At 41.0% G+C, this 17986-nt stretch carries 16 protein-coding genes and 1 pseudogene; 6 read left to right on the plus strand and 11 right to left on the minus strand.

Annotated features, from left to right (window positions below; genetic code table 11):
- The first annotated feature begins 33 nt into the window (after positions 1 to 33).
- Together RMY63_RS23995 and RMY63_RS24000 are read left to right on the plus strand one after the other, a co-directional pair.
- A complete protein-coding gene (locus tag RMY63_RS23995) occupies positions 34 to 708 on the plus strand; it encodes a Uma2 family endonuclease (protein WP_322731115.1) in 675 nt (224 codons plus the stop codon).
- A gap of 344 nt (positions 709 to 1052) precedes the next feature.
- Positions 1053 to 2009: a hypothetical protein gene (locus RMY63_RS24000; protein ID WP_322731116.1), complete on the plus strand. Its 957-nt coding sequence runs from the start codon at positions 1053 to 1055 to the stop codon at positions 2007 to 2009.
- Between the two features lie 82 nt (positions 2010 to 2091).
- On the opposite strand, the gene RMY63_RS24005 is transcribed toward RMY63_RS24000, so the two are convergent.
- The 11 genes and pseudogenes from RMY63_RS24005 to RMY63_RS24055 form a co-directional block, all read right to left on the minus strand.
- Positions 2092 to 3912, minus strand: coding sequence for an ABC transporter ATP-binding protein (locus RMY63_RS24005; RefSeq protein WP_322731117.1), 1821 nt, complete (start codon positions 3910 to 3912; stop codon positions 2092 to 2094).
- A gap of 87 nt (positions 3913 to 3999) precedes the next feature.
- Complete coding sequence (locus RMY63_RS24010; protein WP_322731118.1) at positions 4000 to 4800, minus strand: DUF6816 family protein; 801 nt, start codon at positions 4798 to 4800, stop codon at positions 4000 to 4002.
- 165 nt (positions 4801 to 4965) lie between these two features.
- Positions 4966 to 5161: pseudogene (locus RMY63_RS24015) on the minus strand (ISKra4 family transposase); the annotation flags it as partial.
- 256 nt (positions 5162 to 5417) lie between these two features.
- A complete protein-coding gene (locus RMY63_RS24020) occupies positions 5418 to 6248 on the minus strand; it encodes a peptidylprolyl isomerase (RefSeq protein ID WP_416212546.1) in 831 nt (276 codons plus the stop codon).
- A gap of 63 nt (positions 6249 to 6311) precedes the next feature.
- Complete coding sequence (locus RMY63_RS24025; RefSeq protein ID WP_322731120.1) at positions 6312 to 6533, minus strand: hypothetical protein; 222 nt, start codon at positions 6531 to 6533, stop codon at positions 6312 to 6314.
- Positions 6534 to 6619: 86 nt separating this feature from the next.
- Positions 6620 to 7636 (minus strand): aldo/keto reductase, encoded by a 1017-nt coding sequence (locus RMY63_RS24030; RefSeq protein WP_322731121.1) that lies wholly within the window; start codon positions 7634 to 7636, stop codon positions 6620 to 6622.
- Entirely contained in the window at positions 7633 to 8724 is a 1092-nt protein-coding gene (locus tag RMY63_RS24035) for a T3SS effector HopA1 family protein (RefSeq protein WP_322731122.1), read from the minus strand. The genes RMY63_RS24030 and RMY63_RS24035 overlap by 4 nt, the downstream gene beginning before the upstream one ends.
- Before the next feature lie 22 nt (positions 8725 to 8746).
- A complete protein-coding gene (locus RMY63_RS24040; protein WP_322731123.1) occupies positions 8747 to 9916 on the minus strand; it encodes an aminoglycoside phosphotransferase family protein in 1170 nt (389 codons plus the stop codon).
- Between the two features lie 263 nt (positions 9917 to 10179).
- Positions 10180 to 10416, minus strand: a complete 237-nt coding sequence (locus tag RMY63_RS24045) for a hypothetical protein (RefSeq protein ID WP_322731124.1) — start codon at positions 10414 to 10416, stop codon at positions 10180 to 10182.
- A gap of 180 nt (positions 10417 to 10596) precedes the next feature.
- On the minus strand, positions 10597 to 10833 hold the full coding sequence (locus tag RMY63_RS24050; protein ID WP_322731125.1) for a hypothetical protein: 237 nt from the start codon (positions 10831 to 10833) through the stop codon (positions 10597 to 10599).
- 65 nt (positions 10834 to 10898) lie between these two features.
- Positions 10899 to 11075, minus strand: a complete 177-nt coding sequence (locus tag RMY63_RS24055; RefSeq protein WP_322731126.1) for a hypothetical protein — start codon at positions 11073 to 11075, stop codon at positions 10899 to 10901.
- Between the two features lie 459 nt (positions 11076 to 11534).
- Between RMY63_RS24055 and RMY63_RS24060 the strand changes: the two genes are divergently transcribed.
- The 4 genes from RMY63_RS24060 (at position 11535) to RMY63_RS24075 (ending at position 17769) form a co-directional block, all read left to right on the plus strand.
- Complete coding sequence (locus RMY63_RS24060) at positions 11535 to 12095, plus strand: helix-turn-helix domain-containing protein (RefSeq protein ID WP_416212547.1); 561 nt, start codon at positions 11535 to 11537, stop codon at positions 12093 to 12095.
- Positions 12096 to 12121: 26 nt separating this feature from the next.
- Entirely contained in the window at positions 12122 to 15205 is a 3084-nt protein-coding gene (locus tag RMY63_RS24065; RefSeq protein WP_322731127.1) for a peptidase domain-containing ABC transporter, read from the plus strand.
- A 320-nt stretch (positions 15206 to 15525) separates the two neighbouring features.
- Positions 15526 to 16932, plus strand: a complete 1407-nt coding sequence (locus RMY63_RS24070) for an HlyD family type I secretion periplasmic adaptor subunit (RefSeq protein ID WP_322731128.1) — start codon at positions 15526 to 15528, stop codon at positions 16930 to 16932.
- Between the two features lie 90 nt (positions 16933 to 17022).
- Positions 17023 to 17769 (plus strand): peptidylprolyl isomerase, encoded by a 747-nt coding sequence (locus RMY63_RS24075; RefSeq protein WP_322731129.1) that lies wholly within the window; start codon positions 17023 to 17025, stop codon positions 17767 to 17769.
- Positions 17770 to 17986: the final 217 nt, after the last annotated feature.

Consider the following 17986-nt stretch of genomic DNA (forward strand, 5'->3'; position numbering starts at 1 on the left):
TAATTTTGAATTTTGAATTCGGAGCGAAGCGACGTGACTAGCCTCTTACCCAGTTCTCAATCGACAGAAGTTTTTTATCCAAGCTCGGATGGTGAACCTTTGGCAGAAAGTTATGTTCATTTATGTGCTCTACTGGCAACTTTAGAAGTATTGAGGCAATATTTGTTGGGTCGGCAAGCAACGGTTTTGAGTAACCAGTTTCTCTATTATGCTCAGGGTTTTCCGAGGTTACGGGTAGCTCCAGATGTAATGGTGATTTTTAATGTCGCTCCTGGAGGTCGGGATAATTACAAGATATGGGAAGAGGGACAAGTGCCTGTAGTAATCTTTGAAATGACTTCGGAGGGCACTAAAAACCAGGATATAGGTTTCAAAAAGACGCTGTATGAGCAGTTAGGGGTATTGGAATACTGGTTATTTGACCCCAAGGGAGAGTGGATTAAGGAGCAATTACAAGGGTATCGGCTGCGAGGCGAGGTGTATGAGCCAATTACAGATAGTCGATCTGAACCTTTACAGCTGCGCTTACAAATAGAGAGGCAACTGATTGGTTTTTATCGAGAAGACACTGGAGAAAAGTTGCTGATTCCAGAGGAGTTGGCAGAGGCACTCAAACAGGAAAGAGTGGCGAAGGAACAAGCACAGTCGCAGGTGGAAAGGTTGAAAGAACAATTGCGCTCGCTTGGTGTTGATCCTGATACCATTTAGCCATAGAGCAAGTGATCGCCTATAGCGGGTGGATCATCGCAGAATGCATTCACCTACTTCAATCTGACTAAAGGCGATCGCCAAAAGACGCGATCGTGTAATATGTCAAACAGCTAACTCGTCCGTCAGCATGGGCGTTACCTGGAAAGCGCAGTTTCAGCCCAGGAATTGCACGTTTTCAAGGCGTAGAAGCGTACAAATTAACTGAGTGCGACCGAGCGTCCTTACCAAACCAAAAAAGAAGGCTTCATATTTCCATATTTATGATATTATTTGGCAACTCATCTTTTTACTCGTAAAATCGAAGACAAGATCAAGGTCAGTAGAAAAGAGTCCCTAAATTAATGAATACGTTAATCAGTCAGGGTGGAAGAGCTATCACTAAATTTCAGGTGGTAGACCGGATAAACGATATCGCTTGGCAAGCTCACCAAGGCAGCGTTGCGGCAATTATTCAGCTATTGAACGAAAAGCTAGCCCAGTCTTGTGTCAGAACTAGAGCCATTTTTTCTGATGGTGTCTTACAAATTCTCTGCGAGGCAGCTAAAGTAGAGCAACTAGAGCAATCTCCCCTAGTAGAACAAATCCAGCAAATTCTTGAGTCTATCGCCCCGCGTCACATTCGCCGCGTCAAGATCAACAGTCGGATTGTTCGAGAACAACAATTGCTGTGGTTAAAAGAAATAGATAGCGATCGCGAGAACCAACTGCTTTGGTCACAAGAAATTACATTAATTCAGCCCAATATTGTCAAGCAGCTAATTAAAGATTTCACAGAAGCTCAAGCTGAACTAGGAAAACCAAACTTTCCTAAAACTCCAGTCTCTCGTCCTTTAGTACTCATTAACAAAGAAAAACACAAAAATAAACCTAAAACCAAAATATTAGCAGCGGCTGGTTTATGCTCGTTGTTGTTGCTTAGTTGGGTTGTTTATGCCCAGTTAGGTAATAAACTGAAAAATCTAATACAACCAGAAACTTCCAAATCTTTAACTACAAAAAATACTAACGATAGGAAAGCCCAAACACCATCCCGCGCTCCTAACAATAGCTTTTCTGAGCCATCTGATGACCCATTTACAATATCTGTGCGAATTGCCAACCAAGCTTCTGCATCTGGTAAAACAGCTACAACCTCAACTCAGTGGTTAGAGATTGCTGCTAAGTGGCAACGAGCTTCAGATTTAATGAGTACTGTACCACAAACCCACAGCCGTTATCAAGAAGCTAAGATTCGTACTCAACTATATAAGAAATACAGTGAGGCAGCGCAGAAAGAAGCGGATAAAAGTAAATCTTAGTACAACATTTCATTAATTCTTAGCGAATTCTTTGCGTACCTTTGCGTTTACCTTTGCGCTCCTTTGCGTTTAAGTATATCTCCTAACTCAGGAGTTCTCCTGTTTCTTGCAGGGAGTGCAAGCGGCGGTAAATACCTTCGTGACGCAAAAGTTCATCGTGGCTACCCACTTCTACAATCTTTCCTTGCTCCAGAACGACAATTTTATCAGCTTCCCGAACTGTGCTTAAACGGTGGGCAATAACGATGGTGGTACAAGTACCCTGAATCGATCGCATCGCTAGCTGAATTGAACGCTCAGATTCATAATCTAAGCTAGAGGTGGCTTCGTCAAAAATCAGTACATCTGGTTCCACTAACAACGCCCTAGCAATTCCCAAGCGTTGTCTTTGTCCTCCAGATAACCTGACACCTCGTTCCCCTACGACGGTGTAATAACCTTTGGGTAAGTGCTGCACTACTTCATCGACTCTGGCAATCCTACAGGCTTCTTGAACCTGCTCCAAACTAGCGTTCGGTCTGCCGTAGGTAAGGTTATCTAATATAGTACCGTTGAAAACGTCTACTTCTTGGTGAACGATCGCGAGCCTTCGTCTATACTTACCCACATCCAAAGTGCGAATATCTTGACCATCAATCAGAATTTGACCTGTTTGAGGTTCAAAGTATCGCAACAGCAATTTCACTAAAGTAGACTTACCAGAACCGGAACGCCCCACTAATGCCACTGTTTGGTATGGCTCAATCAACAAGTTGATATCTTGCAAAACTTGACGGTTGGCATCATATCCAAAACTGAGGTGCGACAACTCAACTTTTCCAGTAAATTTTAATGGTGATTCTGTTTGGCTGCTCTCTTCTAAAAAACTAGCTGAATCAGATGCAGTTGGCTCTTGGAGAAATTCGTGAAACCGCAGCATTGAAGAATAACGACGGGCAAAAACTTCTCCCAAATTGGTAATAGGTTCTAATTCGGCATAAGCCATGCTAGAAAGAGTTAAGGTCATGATAAAGTGACCGAGAGAAATCCTTCCATCTACTGTTGCTGCTAGAGTCAAACCCAAAATAGTAAAGACGCAAAACTGAATTATAGTCCTTTGCCAAGTAGCCAGTTTTGTATAACCTTTGTGGACACGATACTCAACCACCGTTAGTTCACGATCCAAACGTTGCTTTTGCCGCTTCAGTTCTTTAGCTTCTGTAGCAAATGCTTTCACCGTTTTGATGTTGGTAATCAGTTCAGAATTGCGACTTTCCGTATTTTCTGCATACTTATCCAGAATAGTTTCATACCAAATCAGCCGCTTTAAATCCTTCAAGCTAAAGCTAAGAATAACTACAAAGGAAATCAGATACAAAATTGCAATTCGCCACTCAATCACCAAGATAAAAACGAAAATTCCCAGTACCCTAACTAATTTAGGAATCAACTGTCCGGCAATTTCTGGGTAAGCAAAAGTGTGGTTAGAAATACCTCTAGCTATTCTTCCAGCAATGCGTCCAGGGTTATTTTCATCATAAAATTCCAGTGGAAGAGTGAGAATTTTTTCTATAGCTATTTGGGCTTTCTGCCGACGCAACCTTAAGGTTATACCCCAATGAAACCAATGAGTTAACCAGGGTTGTGTTGGTGCTCTCACTACGGTGACAATGAAAATTAAACCCAGTAATACACTCAAAGATAGAGTTTTAGTAACTGGATAATTGGTGATATCCGAAAAGGTGGCGATCGCACTTTGAAGTGGTTTATCCAATGGTTGATTAGACAAAACGTTTAAAATCTGCCCGATCGCATAAGGGACAACCAAATCAATAATTTCGTAAACACTGGATGCTGTAATACTGAAAACACTCAGCTTCCAGTAAGAGTGAAAGTAATTGACAATATCTTGAAATTTGGCCATGATGCACACCGTCCAAGAGCGCGATCGTAAACTTGGAATCTATATATTACAAACATACTACAATGTAGTCAAGAGCTAGATGATAAATCACTCTTTGGGAGTAGTTGCTAGTTCTTGAGAGAAAAATTCGAGGCGATAGCGGTAGAGAGCAACTGGTCGAGAATCAGCTTTAAAGTAATCTGGATCTTGGGGTGAAAGATAGACAGCAGTAACTTGATCTGCCTCAATCGCCGGATTGGATGTTGTCAGTTTATGATAAGCCGTAGTAGATTCTACAGAGTTGAAGTAGGGGCGTGAACCGCCTTTAAATAGTTGTTGAAACACTTCTGTGGTGATGAACTTGCCATCAGGGGTAGTTTCTGTAGCCCGTGCAGTCACAATAGAAACTAGTTGGCGACTGCTACGCAAGAACGTAATTTGACGATTAGGTGAATCTGGATCTACTTTGACTAATAACACTGCTTCATCCCCTAAATAAGCTCTTGCCAAATTCAAACTATTAAACGCTCTATCCGCTACTAAAATTGGGGATTTGTAACCTATCTGAGGAAGTATTTTTAACCCAACAAGAGATGATTGCTCTTTTACAAATCTTACTACAAAACTCACAGGCTGATTTAATTGTCGGCGATTACCTTCAAACCCTGGTGTTACAATCTCTGGTGCTAAAGGCGCAGCTAAATCTACTAAGGTACTTCTAACTTTCCAAGTACCAGCCATCCATTCCGGGTAAACTAAATCGCCCGAAGCCGGTTGCACTGAAGTTAGTTTTTCCCATTGGGGAAAATTTGCTAACCTTTGAGACAACTCTCCTGCAAAAGCTTCACCACTCCACAGAAAGAATAAAAATAGCAAGCAAAAACTCCAAATTCCCTTCATTACAAGCATGATTCAGTTTTGTATTTAATGTTTATTATTTATCGATTAAAAATTAAGTAATTTTCTGTAAAAAAATAAAACTTTGTAGTAAGATAATCAACCCTATCCCGAATTTATAGTGATAGCATGACATTGGCATTAGGCATGATTGAAGGGGAGCATCCCACTTTTTATTTAGCGAGCAAAGATTAATCCATTAAGATAAGCTCTGGCGTTGAGCAATGATTTGAGGAACATTCTCAATTTTTCATTGTGCACCGGAGATTTTAGTTCGACGGTCAATCTGTTTAACACTAGATTCAATTGCACCAAAGCCAATAGAACAAATTTGTTCGGCTTGATAATACTGGTAATTGACAATACGGTGTCGAGTTTAAGTCGTTTCGGCATAGTTGATCGTTTTTATTCCTACTTTTATCATAAGTGATTATCCAAACATGATATAACACAAAAAACTTGCCTCTAGGTCTAATTAGAGGCAAGCGTTAGCCAAGTGCGGTTTAACGACGAGTACAGGACTTATGCTAAACAGCTTTTTTGTTAACTACTCTGAAGCAAAAGCTTAAGTAGCGATTTTAGTTCAATTCAAAATGTCAAGTCAAGAATTCTGTTAGACTTTGAACATTTTATTGATACCGTTCAGCATGATCAACAAACACGCTTCCTGCTTTTAGCCAAGCTTGAAAGAGAGTTTCTAAAACTTGCTCTCTGATTTCGCTTAATTCAGCAGGAAACCATTTTTCAATTCTCAAGATGTGATAACCCAGTTTTGTTTGGACAGGTTCAATCACTTCGCCTTCTTTTGCTAGAGCAATAACCTGTGCAATCTCCGGCATTAATTCTGACAAAAAGCGAATACCAACAAAGCCACCATTGTCTCTTGACTGCTTACCTTTTGAGTGTTCCAGTGCTAACGCACAAAATGAAGCATTTTCCTCTCGAATGGTATAGATTATTTTCAGTGCATCTGTTAAGTCACTAACTAATATTTGGGATAGGGCAACACGTTTATAATGATTACGGTTGCTTAAATAATGAGAGTCCACACTATCTCCAAACAAATGTTCTTTTAACTTATTTGTAAGTAGCGCCACTCTGAAACCTTGAGTCCAATCTTCTACGGAGATTTGCTGCTTTTGAAGCCATGCTAAAGTTTCAGAGGCTCCCAGTAACTTGTGTTCCAAGCGAAATGTATCTCCTGCTGCTTGCAATTCCTCATCGGAAATAGTGATGTCAAACTGCTCGCAAAGACTTAAAACCAATGCATCACGTTCAGCTAAAACTGTAATTTCAGCAATTTTGTGAGAACGGCGCAGATAAGCAATAACATCTTCATTTGTGGCAAGAGCAATTTCTGGCAGTACAAATTTATCTGTGGACTCCAATTCAGGAGCCAGTTCCGTGTGGAGATTGCCACCGTTGGGGAAACTGGCGTTTTTTTCTAAACTTTCTGCTATCATTTTCTTTTTTTTAAAGTAGATTGTGGTGCAAAAATTGTCATTTACCTGCCTAAGTTGGGTCTAGATTACTGGGGGCAGAGTAGTAGCGATGGGACGGGGAAGCGAAGGCTTACACCTGGGACTATATATTGTGGGATAGCACCAGGGACTATAGTGTACTATTCCTATACCACCGTTACTACTGACTAATTCGTTATCAAATAACTCGGTCATAAAGCTTTCAGAATCTTTAAGCAATTCAGAACCCGCAGGGTACAGGTCGAAAATCTTAATACTCGCCATTTGAAATTTCCTCATTCGTAAAGTTATTTAGATTGCGATTAACCTGTGTCAGTTTTTGCCAAACTTTATTGTGCTGGCATTGTTGTCTAAACTCGGTAAAGTAATCGCTCAGATGAAATTTCCTGAATTTTCAGCTTTTGACTATGTAAATTACCGTAAAGGTTGAGATAGTCAAGTTCAATAGGGGTGAGTTTGCCCTGCTGGACTCCAGATATCGCCGCATCAATTTCTTCGCGCCGAGTCAAACCTGTTAAGCAAACATCGACACAGTTCTGGGTTAACGAATACCGATATAAATCAGGAACAGTAGGTCGCCAGCATTTTTCAGGTAAACCAAGCGGAGCATCCCAAAGTGCGCCTGAGTGAGAACCTGTAGATTTGAAGGTGACGATACCTGGACGAGATGGATCTTCCACTTCCAATTGATTAAATATCTGACTCTGAGCAGAGCGATGCGCGACATTGTGTCTGACCATCACCACATCTAATAGGTCGCTATGCAAGCACTGTTGCGCTAAATTAATATCGTGAAACGAAGCACCAATATAGCGGACGGCTCCCATCTTTTTGAGTCTTTCGGAAGCACCAAACATTTTTTCAATGGTACGCTGATAGACAGAATTGTTGCCTCTTAAATCAGGGGAAAGCTGTAAGCAATTCTGTAAAGCTGCCCCATCATTCTCACCAATCCAGCCCCAGAACAACACATCAATGTAATCAATATTTAGCTCTACGAATTGATCTATTAAAGCGGCAAGGGCCATTTCTGCGCTTTTGATATAAGTCACAGTTGCCAGCACCACTTTCTCTCGCACTGAGGAGCCACGTCTACAAAGCTGGCGCAATGCTCCAGACATCGGACTGTAAAGATAGTGGTGCAAATCGCTAGAGTAGAAAAAGTAGTTAATTCCTCTGTCAAAAGCGTAAAGGGTATCTTCGCTAGAGATGCTACCGCCGCCACCTAGACCGAGACAACTGACCGTTAAATCAGTTCGCCCTAGTTTGCGGTAAAACGGTAAATCGGACTCTGAGAAATGATTTGCTAGATGACTAACTTCGCTGGCTGAAGCTACTTTAGGCAATGCAAGATCGGTTAGTTTCATTGATCTAACGGGGTGTAGATGTCAAGAGAGTTGGCATTTAGGTAAGAATGCTGCCAATCAATCCCTAGAAGAGAGAAGTGCTTATGAATAGATGCCATCCGGCTCTGGGGCGATTCATCACCTGTAGCCCGTGCTTCTAGCAAGCCATTGGCAACAATTTGGCAACGGTTCATCCCAAAACTCTCTACACTAGCAAATTTGCAATCTGGTTCTTCTGCTAGAGCAAGTCCAGGCGCAAGTAATTTTGTAAACAAGGGTACTTCTGTGCGAAAATGCGATCGCTTTTCTGCATAAACACTTCTTAACACTTGCCGAATTGCTTCATAGTTACTTTTCTCAAAGTAGAGAACCCCACTGTCATAGCGTCCGTAATCAGAAGGGTTATATAGCACTTTAAAGGTGAAAGGAATTCTGATTTGATTCAGTTCCCGTGTCAGGCTTTCCATAACAGCGATCGCACCTTCGGGTGTCAAGTTAAAGTAAACTCTAACTATCTGAGGATGAATATCTGGCCCGGCATTGCTAACAGCCATGTAAAATCCGTTTTGAACTAAATTACGAGGCATACGGATAGCGACTATATTGCCTACAGAGGCGGATTGCTCGGTAGGTTGTAAATGGCGATCGCGCTCAATATGCAAAGTCAAACCGCCTTTGGTAACAGCGAGACTGCCATCACTTTCTTGGCGCAACACAGACCAATCTGGGTCAAAGTAGCCTTCACCAAGATTACTTTTATGTAGGCGATCGTAAAACTCTAAGTCTACTCCTAGAAAAGTATTATTCTCTAAATTCTGATGCAGTGCTAAGTTATCTGAACTTGCATCTGCTTCTAGGGCAGTTTGCATAGAGCCATTGTAATAAATACCGTAGAGAAAACTTTGCAGTTGTAGACTCAGGTATTTATTTTGAAGCTCCAGAGGTATTCGTTGAAAACGAGTTACTATCTCAGCAGGAATTTCAAAGGTTTTGTAAGCTGGATGGCTAATATAGAAGTTAGGCTTTATTTCAACATTGTTGGCTATGTCTTGCAAAGAATCTAGCACAGAAGTTGATAGTGAACTTTGAGGATAATCTAGTAGTTGCATATTACAAATTACGAATTACAAATTACGAATTACGAATTAGTATGAGTTCAGATTCTGCTACGCCAAAAACAGTCGGGATTGATTGTTCTGGACGGCACAACAAAGTCTTAGCAACCTGAAGCATACAGATACCCGTATTACCAAAGGATTTTTGGTATTGGAGCATTGCTTGAATTTGCTGAATCAAGGCAAGACCAGAAAACTGCACAACTCGTCTCAAAAAATCAGGGCGGCGCTCTATAATTTCTGGAAAGTTATCAAAATAAGCTTTAGTGAGCGCTGCAATAGAAGGTTGGAGTACATCAAGCGGTGTCATAGCTAGGCGTAAAGATTCTTCGACATCGATAGATTTACTCACAACCAAGCTGCTTAACCAGATTTGTAGATAGCTGGCGATGAGTGTTCCTAAATCGAATGCAGGATCTCCCCAAGCGCCGCGCTCCCAATCAATTAGCCGAATGATGCTATTATTTGATTGCTCTGCTTGAGAGATGTTTTGCTCCCAATCGTTGTGCAGAAGGATATTGTTTAGCTTGAGGTCATTGTGGGTTAGACAACAGGGTTTGAAGGCTGTAGTGAGTTGTGCGATCGCTTTTCCAAGGCTGTCATATCGCTGATAGAGAGCAAAGAATTTGAGTCCATCGGCGGGAACCTGACCAAAAATTTCAGGGCTAATCCGCTCCAGACCCTTTGTGAGAGCTGAACTATGAAAAACATCGTCACGATTCTGAACTATAAAGTCCGGATAATTCTGATGGTCTAAGGTTGCTCGATGGATGGTAGCCAAAGTTTTCCCAGTTTTAGTTGCAATCTCAATTGGAAAAATATTTTCTTTGGCATAAAAGTTGCTCAGATCGTCATAAGTACTCAAGTAATTGAAGACGATGATCGAATTATCTGCGTCAAAATGGAGAACTTCTGAAACTAACGTACAAATGTGATCAAGCTCTTGAAATTGTTTTAAGAACTTATGGATTAGCCACTCATTCAAAAACTCACTAGCAGTTTTTCTATTATGATATAGACGCTCCTGCTTCACGAATAGTTTACGTCCATCTCGTAAGCTGATTAACAAATTAAAATTTTTGGCAGCTTTTAGTTCTGGTTGCTTTAAATCTCGCTCTTCCTGAGAACAGAGGTTCTGCATGATTAAATATCCAAAAACATTTTGAGAGTTTAACGAAAATTTCATAGCTTGGTACTCTTCCTAACTTTGATAAGCTTAAATACGTTTGCCCTGATTGTTCCACTGAGATTTTTATTTAATACCAGTTAGTTATACTTGCCTCTGAACAATTTGCTCTATCCACACTCTAAAAAGGCAAAGTTGATTTTTTTGTTATTTTATAAGTTGCTGTAATAAATTCTAAACTTCCTCCTGAAAAAGGTTTTTAAAGCCAGAATAATTAAAAATTGAAACCTTTTTCAGGAGGCTTTCATCTTATTTTTATCAGTCTACAGAAAGGATGTAAACCCATCTCTACGATCATGAAATTTCCTGAGTTCTTTAGATACAGCTACAGACCCAGCAAATATGCCAACTATGCCAGCTACAACGGCGATACCAACAGGGCTTCCACCGCCATGAATCCAATCAAACTCTTCGTTATTTATCTCATTGAGATAACTTTCTTCATCTGAAAGCAGATCAAGCCCAGAAAGATCGAGATTGCTGATACGGATAGTTGTCATTGTGTCCTCCTTTGAGTATTTACGTTAATTCATTGATTCAATTTTTGGTTAGCTCTAATATTAAAGTTGTAGATGGCATTCAGGAGCTAGCAAACTGATTTTCACTGACTTCTTCGATAGCTGAAAGAAATCGCTGTTAGGCAAAAAATCATAGCTAATTTGATAACTACAACCTTAGTACTAGTAAGCATTATTCCAGCCAACAACGCCACCGATGGCGGCAACACCAGCAGCAGCACCGGCAACGCACCATTTTGAAGATCGGACAGCATAGTAGCCTACAGTCCATACCAAGAATGGCAAACCACCGTAGAGGTCGTCAAATTCGCTGTCAACCAAATCTCTCATGTAGCCTTCAGAATCAGAAAACAGATCGGAACCGACAGGACGTAAATCGGAAATATTGATAGTAGCCATTGAATTTTTCCCTCTTAGATGAAATTGCTTGAAATAGGATTAGCGCTAAACTACTTTATTACAGGTTAGTAAGCTTCTCCTTCACCTGCAAGAAAGATACTTACCACAGCAAGCACTTCCACCAGTGAGCCACCCTTAATAGCGCCAATATCGCTATCAACTAAATCATCCATATAGCCTTCAGAATCAGAAAATAGCTCCGAACCAGTAGGACGTAAATTAGAAATGTTGATAGTTGCCATTGAAATTTTCCTCTTAGATGAAGTTGTTTAGAATTGGATTAGCTGTGTATTGCCTAATCACATTTCAATCATCAGAAATTTAATCTATAATTTCAAGACTTAAAAACTTCTTATTTATCCATAATTCAATGAGTTATGTTTTAATTATTCAAATATTTAATATTCAAAAATAAAAGTACTTTTATCTGAAAAATTACAGTGCAATAGTGCGTCACTACCCCGAATCATCTAATTTGAAACTGAAGCTATGTTTTTTGTTGTAGATGGTGCTGTTTTTAGTTTGTCACACCACCAAAGCCTGAAAAGCCACACTTGTGACTGTTTACCAGATTATTGTAAAGCTTTGTAACGAGTTGTGGAATTCCTGGAGTTTTGATTCAGAGAAGTAACAAAGGTTCTCAAGGATTATCCAGATTGATTTCTATCTGGGCATTGCAAGTTATACCAGGAGGAATTGCTGTGGACAAGCAAAGTTTATACTTAACAGTGTTTCAGCGTAAGCTTTTGCTCAAGAGTCTAGAAACAGATTTACGTCCAGAATACCGCCGTCGTATTGAAATCATATTATTGGCAGATGAAGGGCAATCTCAGACTCAAATTTGTGAAAGATTAGGATGCTCTCAGGAGACAGCACGGCACTGGATTACTATGGCCCAAACAGGTCAAGCTCACCATTGGAGCGATCGCCCTCTTGGTCGTCCCAAAGCTGTAAATGAGCAATATCTCGCTCGTTTGCAAGAACTAGCAAGCCATAGTCCGCGTGAGTATGGCTATTCATTTGAACGCTGGACAGGACAATGGTTAAGCAAGCATCTGGCTAAAGAACTGGGGATTAAGGTTAGCAGCTGCCACATCAACCGCTTGCTCAAAGAAATGGGACTTTCAACTCGACAGACACGCAAAACTGCCGAGAAAGAAACTGATAACACAAAAAATCCTCGGATTACTATAAACAACCTGCTACCAAATGCAGAGCCTGATTTTCGGTGGTCATTCAATTTCGCTAAGACAAGTAACTAATTCTGCCATTAAGCTCCCTACAACTCATGGTTCAGAACAAAACAGAATTTTCCACTCAACAGCTTGCCCAAACTCTGGGTCAGGCTCTTTCAGAACAGGAACTTTCAGACTGCATCAAACAAATTGAAATTCTCCAGCCTAGTGCAGGCAAACTTTTCTGGCAAACAGCAGACGCAAGCGTTGGTATTTATATAATTCTGGCAGGTAAAGTCAGATTGCTCGATCGCACCGATAATTTAATCGCCTCTGTAGGTGCGGGAACATCATTTGCTCAACTAACGCTATTTCCAGAAGAACAATTTCAACCTTACACAGCTAGGGCTTCAGTAAATCTCAAACTTGGTTATATTCCGCGAGATTGTTTGCGATCGCTCATCCGCAAGTATCCTTCTATTGGGCAACATCTTCACCGTCAAGCTGTACTTTGGGATCTACTGCTGTTATTTCGTCAGATTCCTTGCCTTGTCAATGCTCCTGTAGAAGGATTGATGCAAATATTACCATTACTCCAACAGCATAATCTCCAAACTGGCAAACTCCCATCTTCTCTACTCAAAGACCAGCAACTTTGGTTACTGCGGCGAGGAGAACTATTGCACACATCAGGATGCAAGCTTACTGTTGGAAATATCTATGCTGTTGAGCAGTTACCCAAAGAACGTAGTTGGCAAGTGAGTCAACCAAGCCAAATCTACAGCCTCAGCCATCAAGATTGGGAAATAGCGATCGCAAAAGAGCCACAACTGGCTCAACTGATTAGCTCTGACATTCTGCGATTCGGCGATGGGGAGAGGGAGAAAGAGGACACAGGGATGCAGCGCCGTGCAGTGGTTCCAAGAGTTGAGGTCACTGCTGTGGACACCCAGAATTCCCAATACTCAAGTTCCCAAAAAAAAATCAGTAAGGCTTACTTCCCAAACCCAACTGTAAAAATTGGTCATTTTTGGCAACGCATCACCCAGCGATATCCGTACTTTGAACAGCAAAGCGCCGCTGACTGTGGTGCAGCTTGCTTGGTGATGGTTGGGCGCTACTGGGGCAAGCGTTTTAGTGTCAATATATTACGAGACATTGCTAATGTTGACCGCAATGGGGCATCCCTACGAGGTTTAGCGGCTGCGGCTGAAAGTATTGGGTTTTCAACTCGACCTGTAAAAGCCAGTCTAGACAAACTAGCTCTTGCAAGCTTACCTGCTATTGTGCATTGGGAAGGAAGACACTACATAGTCGTCTACGAAGTCACAAGCGATCGCGTTATCGTTGCAGACCCTGCTATTGGTCAGCGTACCCTCTCTCATGCAGATTTCAAAGCGGGTTGGACTGGCTATACTTTATTACTACAACCTACCGCCCTACTTAAAGATGCAAAGGAAGCCAGCACTCCTTTTTGGCAGTTCTTTGAATTAGCTAAACCTCACTGGCTGGTCTTGTTGGAAGTGTTTATAGCTTCCATCCTGCTTCAGATTTTTGGACTGATCACACCGCTATTTACTCAGCTATTGTTAGACCGAGTTGTTGTACAACGCAGTGACCTGACACTAACAGCTGTAGGGATAGGCTTACTCATCTTTAGCCTATTCCGAGTCGCCATGACTGGACTGCGGCAATACCTTCTAGACCACACAGCTAACCGAGTGGATCTAGCCTTGATTGTAGGTTTTATTAACCATACTTTCCGCTTACCCTTGAACTATTTTGAATCCCGCTACGTGGGAGATATTATTTCTCGTGTACAGGAAAACCGTAAGATTCAACGTTTCTTAACTGGTCAAGCACTGTCTATCGTTCTCGATTTACTAACAGTATTCATTTACGTAGGATTGATGTTCTGGTACAGTTGGAAGATGGCACTGCTTGTATTGGTAATTGTGCCGCCATTCGTATTACTGGCACTGATTGCTACACCATTCTTGCAGCGTGTTTCCCGCGAGATTTTTGGTGCTTATAACGAAGAAACAGGATATTTGATACAATCTCTGACTGGTATTCGCACTGTCAAATCTATGGCAGTTGAGCAGTCTGTGCGCTGGAATTGGGAAGAACTTTTTGGCAAGTCAGTTAAAAAGACCTTTTCCGGGCAGGTGATTGGCAACACACTGCAAATATTTAGCTCTGGCATTGAAGCTGTAGTCACCACAGCATTACTGTGGTTTGGAGCGTGGCAGGTGATACAAAACGAACTCACGATTGGGCAACTTGTCGCTTTTAATATGTTGCTAGGTAATGTAATTAATCCTTTTCAGCGACTGATTTTGCTATGGAATGAATTGCAAGAGGTGGTGATTGCCGTTGAACGCATCAATGATGTGATTGACGCTGAACCAGAAGAAGACTTGCACTCATCATCTCGGCAATCCTTGCCACCAATGCGTGGTTACATTGTCTTTGATAAAGTTACTTTCCGCTATCATCCAGAAAGCGATGTCAACACGCTAGAAAATATTAGTTTTGAAGTGCAACCAGGGCAAACGATCGCACTAGTGGGACGCAGTGGTTCAGGAAAGACAACCATTTCCAAGTTGGTATTGGGGCTGTATTCTCCCACAGAAGGGAAGATTTTGATTGACGGCTATGATACAAGCAGCCTTTCATTGCGATCGCTCCGTTCTCAAATTGGTGTGGTTGACCAAGATACTTTTTTCTTCGGTGGTACGATTCGGGAAAATATTAGTTTAGGTTATCCCGAAGCAACTTTAGAACAGGTCATAGAAGCAGCGCAACAAGCAAGAGCGCATGAATTTATTAAAGAATTACCGATGGGCTATGAAACACAAATCGGTGAGGGGGGAGGAACCCTGTCTGGTGGACAAAGACAACGGCTAGCGATCGCCCGGGCCCTTGTAGGAAATCCCCAACTGCTGATTTTAGATGAAGCCACCAGCAGTCTTGACGCTGAATCTGAACGTATCATCCAGACTAACCTCAACAAAATTCTTCAAGATAGAACAACACTGATAATTGCTCATCGTCTTTCAACAGTACGCAGTGCTGACAAAATTTTGGTGCTAGATAGAGGTCTTTTAGTTGAAAGTGGAACTCACGATGAATTAATGGCTAAACGCGGTCACTACTTCTACCTGAATCAACAGCAACTTACCATAGCAATTTGAACTAAAAAGCCCCTTCAGGTTTCGTTCTTTAGCTTTGCTAGAAACCAGAAAAATCCAGTATTTGAAATCCAAAATGGTATGACCAAGACAATGCAAGGATTTTAGATTTTGGATTTTGGATTAAATCTAAATCTAGAATCCAAAAAACGGTTTCAAGCCTCTCTATTTACGGAGAAAAAAACAAAAGTTTTCAATATTTAAGCCTCATCTTTATAAGGAGAGGTTAATCCAAAAGACGCTCTCTACGAGACGCGCAAGGGACGCGGACTCGCTAACGCTTTACTATCGGAAATCCAAAATCTAAAATCGAGTGACCAATTATGCCAAATGAATTTACTAATCAAGAGCAGTTCAGTCAGAACGGTCACTACCCTAGTAGTCAACTGGACTCGAACGATTCCAAAAAAACACCATCCTCACGAGAGCCAAAATCCTATGCACCTCAAGGTGAAGACTGGTCTTCTTTAACAAAAGAACTGATTGATACCTTACCACGGATTTGGACACGCGGCTTGTTGTATTGGCTAGTAGTATTTGCTGCGATCGTCTTACCTTGGGCAATGCTATCCAAAGTAGACGAAACAGGTAGCGCCAGAGGACGACTTGAACCCCAAGGGAGAACTGTGAGATTAGATGCCCCCGTTACTGGAAAAGTTACAGCCATCAAGGTAAAAGAAGGCCAAACTGTAGCTTCAGGGCAAATTTTACTAGAATTGGAATCAGAATTAACTCGTACTGAACTGCAACAAACTCAGACAAAACTTGAGGGTCAACAGAATCGAGTTAATCAGCTTCAGCTATTAAAAAATCAGCTGCAAATGTCTTTACGCACTCAGCAATTGCAAAATCAAGCTCAAGAATCAGAGCAACTTGCTCAACTTGACCAAATACATCAAAAATTTAATTCCACTAAACAAGTATATGCCCTAGAAGTCGGTCGTCTCAAACTAGCTAAAAACGAAGTACAACGTTATCGATATCTTTTGCAAAAGGGCGCTATTTCCAAGAGTAAATTAGAAGAAATAGAAGGTGCAATGTTTGAGCGACAAAGACTTTTAGAACAAGCTCAATCAGATATTCAACAGACTAATACCGAGATTGGCAAACAACAAAGTACTAATCAACGTATTAGACGCACAGGTGAACTTGCAGTCTTGGATAGTCAGAAACAACTGAAAGAACTCCAGGCTCAAGCTGTAGATTTACAATCAGAAATTTCTCAAACAAAAAAAGAAATTCATTCTTTGCAATTTCAATTACAACAGCAAACACTCCGCGCTCCAATTGATGGCACAATTTTTCAGTTGTCTATCAATAACGCCGGGGCAGTTGTACAGCCAGGACAGATGGTGACTCAAATTGCACCTAATGGAGTACCTCTAATATTCAGAGCACAGATGCCTAGTCAAGAAAGTGGTTTTCTGCGTGTAGGAATGCCAGTCAAAATTAAATTTGATGCTTATCCTTTCCAGGATTATGGAGTGATAGAAGGCAAACTCCACTGGATTTCACCAGACTCCAAAGTTGTGGAAACTGCCCAAGGTAATATAGAAAACTTTGAATTAGAAATTGCAGTGCCACAGACTTATATTCAAAGTGGAAACAAACGTATTGCTTTAACGCCTGGTCAAACAGCAACTGCTGAGGTAATTGTTCGGCAGCGCCGTATTGTTGATTTTGTACTAGATCCGTTTAAAAAGTTGCAAAAAGGTGGTTTGAAACTCTAAAAAAAAGGAGATTTCCAAAATTTCCTCTTTAATGTTTCATTTTTAACATTTTCAAATTCAGCTTCAATTTGATCGCTAAGGAGTTTTAGTATGTTAGAAGCACCAACCGTTTCTCTAGACGAAATTATCAATCAAATCAAGCTTTCATGTCAAATTCCTTCTGTGATAGAAGGTGTTCTTACTCGCAAGATTATTTCACAGACGGCAGAAGAGGTTGGTATTAAAGTCGAGCCAGAAGAACTACAGCAAGCGGCAGATAGCTTGCGTCTGATGAACAAATTGATTAGTGCTGATGCTACTTGGTCATGGCTACAAAAACACAGTTTATCTCTAGACGAGTTTGAAGAATTAGTTTATTACACAGTAATTTCCTCAAAATTAGCTCAACATCTGTTTGTAGATCAAGTTGAACCTTTCTTTGTAGAACACCAGATTGATTATGCTCAAGTAGTTATGTATGAAGTGGTTTTAGATGATTTTGATTTGGCTATGGAACTGTTTTACGCATTGGGTGAAGGTGAGATGAGTTTTCATGAAATTGCTCATCAATATATTCAAGATACAGAACTACGTAGAAAAGGAGGATATCGAGGCATATTAAACCGTGCAAATTTGAAACCAGAAATTTCTGCTGCTGTCTTTGCGGCAACTCCACCGCAAGTTGTCAAACCAATATTGACATCGACTGGGGCGCATCTGATTTTGGTTGAGGAACTCATTGAGCCACAATTGGACGAGATGTTGCGCTTAAAAATTATCTCAGACTTGTTTTATGAATGGTTAAAGCAACGAATTGAGCTAATTTCTGGTTATTCCGCTATTTTTATGGAGAATTAATAGTAAAATACCAGTATATGGCAATAGGAGAATTTAGTAGTTAATTTTACAGTGTTCAAAGCTAATTTATCCTTGAAGGTAGTCCCCATGAACTTCGTACATCACCAAGCATGAAAATAGGCAGGGAGCAGGGAGCAGGGAGCAGGGGGCTAGGAACTAGTATTTTTACTCAGCACTCAGCACTCAGCACTCAGCACTCAGCACTCAGCACTCAGCA

The organism is Nostoc sp. ChiQUE01b, from assembly GCF_034531255.1.
Taxonomy (GTDB): domain Bacteria; phylum Cyanobacteriota; class Cyanobacteriia; order Cyanobacteriales; family Nostocaceae; genus Nostoc.